Consider the following 3,946-nt stretch of genomic DNA (forward strand, 5'->3'; position numbering starts at 1 on the left):
ACAATGTCCTTGGCCAGGGCCAGGGCCGAGTCCTCATCAATGTCACTGGCGAGCAGGGCGAACTCGTCGCCACCCATGCGGGCCAGCACATCGCCAGCGCGCACACGACCATGGAGATAGCGCGCGACGGCGACCAGCAGCTGATCGCCGACCTGGTGCCCGGCCGTGTCATTGACCAGCTTGAACTGATCCAGATCGATGTAGATCAGCGCATGCCGCTCAGCCCCGCGGGAGGCGCGATGGTAGGCGGCATCCAGGTGCTGCTCGAAAGAATGCCGATTGTAGAGCGTGGTCAGCGGATCACGTTGCGCCAGGAACTGGAGCTGTTGGTTCGCCAGACGTTGCGCGGTGACATCCCGGAAGACGAGCACGGCGCCGGAAAATGTGTGGTCGTCCCGGGGAATCGGCGCGGCCGAGTCCTCAATGCCGAACTCAGTGCCATCGCGAGCGATCAAAAGCGTGTGATCGGCAAGCTCGACGACATGGCCCTCACGCAGGCATCGACGCACAGGATCATCCGCCGGCTCACGGGTTTCCTCGTTGATAATCCGGAACACCTCGCTGAGCTGCCGACCGACCGCCTCTTTCTCGCTCCACCCCGTCAGCCGTGCCGCGACGGGATTGAGGCGCTGGACGCGTCCGTCGGTACCTGTCGTGATGACCGCATCGCCAATGCTATAGAGAGTCACCGTGACCTCGTCCCGCTCCTCGCGCAGCCGCTTCTCCAGATCCTTGCGGACGGAGAGGTCGATGACCGAGGCAATGACCGCGGGCCCTTCAGGCAACGTCACCGGTACCAGCGCGACTTCCAGCGGGATCTCCCAGCCCTCCTGGTGACGGCCCCAGAGGTCTCGCCCCTTGCCCATGGGCCGTTCGCCAGGGTTGTTCATGAAGGCAGTGCGATCGGCCCGGTGAACCTCTCGCAGGCGGACCGGCACAAGCATATCCACCGCTTGCCCCAGGAGTCTGTTGCGATCGTAGCCAAACAGGGCACAGGTCTTGGCGTTGACCTGGATGATCGTCCCCAGGACGTCTACCACCACCACGGCGTGCGGAGAGATGTCGCCCATCCATTGGAGCGTGTCCTTGTCCATAGCTGGTCGTCCAGTACCCCGCGGGGCAATCAACACAGAAAAACCACCCGAGCCGGCGATGCTCAGCATGGCATTCTCAGGGCTACAGAGAGATCCCCATGACCAAAGGCAGCACCCAGTAGACACAGGAGAACTTTAGCAGACCGTGGCTTCTCGGCCACTTGGGACCGCTGCGGAGCGAACCTGCTTGGAACGTGCCCCGGACGACGCGCAAGTGCGCTTCGGCGTGACGGTCGACGCGGCGCAATGTTCGAGGCGATCCTGATCATCTCATACTTCAGAGCGACCCGGGCATCGGCGGTCGGGAAACACCTAGCCGTTAGCGAGCAACCGCTTTGACCGCGCCAGGGCGCCGCGCGCCTCGTTGAGCGCCTGCTCCACCAGTGGCGGAGGCAAGTCGACGGACCTTGCCAGCCCCTCAGCCTTGAGAATGGCCGTCGCCTCCTCGTTGTCGAGCCAACCACGGGGGACGGCCTCGGCATAGAGCCAGGCGGTCATGTCGGCAGCCGCTGGCGGCTGGGCCAGGTGACCGCGCAGCGCGGCATTGGAGCGCAGAGTCGCTGCGATCAACTCGGCGGCGGCGCGATATTGGTCACTCTGAAACAGTGACTCGGCAGCCGCCAGGGTTTCCTGCACCTGTACCATCCGCGCGACGGGAGTGCGCGCGTCCCGGCTGGCTGCCTGGTCATGATCGGTGGCGGTGCGCAGCGGCGAGGCGCTGCCCAGGCGCTCCAGACTCTTGAATCCGCGCACATCAAGCACCGTTACCGGCAGATCGGCCGAACTGATCGCCTCCGCCGTGGCTTCATCCCCATCCTGGTAATGGGTGAGCACCCCGATAATGCCGCCGCCGGATCCAACCACGCGCTCAAGCCTGTCACCGAAGCCCAGCCGTAATTGGCTGATGGCCGTGGAGACCTCGGGTGCATCCACGGGATCGTCGTCCACTTCGTGCTCAGCGCCGGCAGCGTTCACGCTGACGTCCGGGGTTTCGACGCTCAGGTCAACCCTGGGTTCTTCCGGCGCGGCGCTGGCGGGTTCTTCGTCAAGCTCGCTAAGGATGCTCTCGAGCGCCTTGCGCGAGACCCCAACCACATCCTCGGCTGCCTCTGGGTCGACCACGTTGTCGAACAGACTGCGCTTGCCCTGCACGAGTTGCAGCACCCGCCCCTCGTAGCCCTGGCAGGCCACCATATTGACGATATAGACCGCGCGCCGTTGACCGAGGCGATGAATCCGGGCGATGCGCTGATCAAGCACTGCCGGGTTCCAGGGCATGTCAAGGTTGACCAACACCGATGCGGCTTGCAGGTTCAGCCCCGTACCCCCGGCGTCCGTGGAGATGAACACCTGCACGCTGTCATCGTCGCTGAAGCGCCGCATCAGCTCCCCGCGGCTGGCAGTGGGCACGCCGCCATGCAGACGCACCACCGTCAGCCCGAGCTTCTCCGCCGCCTGCTGCGCCATGCGCGTCATGCGCTCCCACTGGCTGAAGACTACCATCTTCCGCCCGGCCTGCTGGCAGTGCTGCTCCAGCAGGCTGCTCAGCTCATCGAGCTTGGGCGAACCAGGCGTCTCACCATCAAGCAGGCCGATGGCGTTGCAGGCCATTCGCGCCGTCTGCAACGCTGCCATGAGCTGGTTCTGCTCGGTGGGGGTCAGGGGCCTGCGGCGCGCAATGCGGGCCAGCCTCTGGGCATTGCTCAGGGCGTGGTCGTGTGCCTGTTGCTGCATTTCGGTCATTGGCACGTCCAGGCGCTTTTCGGTGCGCTCGGGCAACTGGTTCGCCACCGTACTTCTGCCGCGACGTAACATCACCGGCGCAATGCGTTTGCGCAACTCCGCCAGGTTCCGGTAGCCGAGCACCTTGCCCTTGTCGTCGGTGACGTGAAAGTCGATGAGATACTTCCAGAGCGGGCCCAGAATCTGATCATCGATTACCTGCATCAGGCTGTAGAGGTCCTCCAGGCGGTTCTCCAGCGGGGTGCCGGAGAGGACGAAGGCATAGGCCGTGTCGATGTCCTTGATGGCTGCGGCCGTCTTGGTGCGCCAGTTCTTGATGCGCTGCGCCTCATCGAGTATGAGCAGGTCAGGAGCCAGCAAACGCTTGATCACCGAAAGGTCGCGCAGCACCAGTTCGTAGTTGATGATGTGGAAATCCGCCTCCCGGCGGTATTGCACCGTGCGTTCCTGCAGCCCGCCCTGCACGATCTGCACGCTGGCATCGCTAAAACGGCCGATCTCCTGCGCCCACTGGTGCTTGAGGGAGGCGGGGCAGACGATGAGGGTCCGCCCGACGCTGTCGTTGTTCCGCAGCCACGTGGCCGCGGCGATGGCCTGCAGGGTTTTCCCCAAGCCCATATCATCGGCCAGCATGGCCCGGCCGTTGCCTGCAAGAAACGCGACACCCTCCACCTGATACGGATACAGTCGCGCCTTCACCCCGGGCAGCACGCCGGCACTGCCCTCGATGGCCTGCCGAATGCCATCATAACGCCGGCGATGGGCGGCCTGGTTGGCCAGGCGCAGGGCGTATTGGCGCGCATCCTCGCCGATATCCAAGTCATCCCGGCCACCAAGATGATTGCACAGGGCGAAGAAGTCCTCGGGCAGGCGGGCGACAAAGCGCCCATCGGTATCAAACCAGCGTGACAAGCGTTGCGCGAGCGTCGCATCCAGATCAGCACCCCGATGGAGCCGTATGGACGGGCCGTCGCCCCAGTGTAGGTAAACAAAGCTCTGCGGGACCTGCCTGCGGACAAGAGCGTCGTAATCCGGGTGCTTGCGGATCCGGTGCAGGACGGCTTCGATATGCTTGCAGGTGCCCAGGCGGTTGACCGCAAAGTCACGGC

General features: G+C 64.4%; 2 protein-coding genes. Both read right to left on the reverse strand.

The annotated features are described in order from the left end of the window. Nucleotides 1-1,094: PAS domain S-box protein (locus QZT63_RS03040; RefSeq protein WP_290648462.1), on the reverse strand; the 1,094-nt coding region annotated here is incomplete at its 3' end. 312 nt (nucleotides 1,095-1,406) lie between these two features. Next, nucleotides 1,407-3,946: DEAD/DEAH box helicase (locus QZT63_RS03045; RefSeq protein WP_290648464.1), on the reverse strand; the 2,540-nt coding region annotated here is incomplete at its 5' end.

Origin of the sequence: Aquisalimonas sp. (genome assembly GCF_007120195.1) — a bacterium.
Classification (GTDB): Bacteria; Pseudomonadota; Gammaproteobacteria; order Nitrococcales; family Aquisalimonadaceae; genus Aquisalimonas.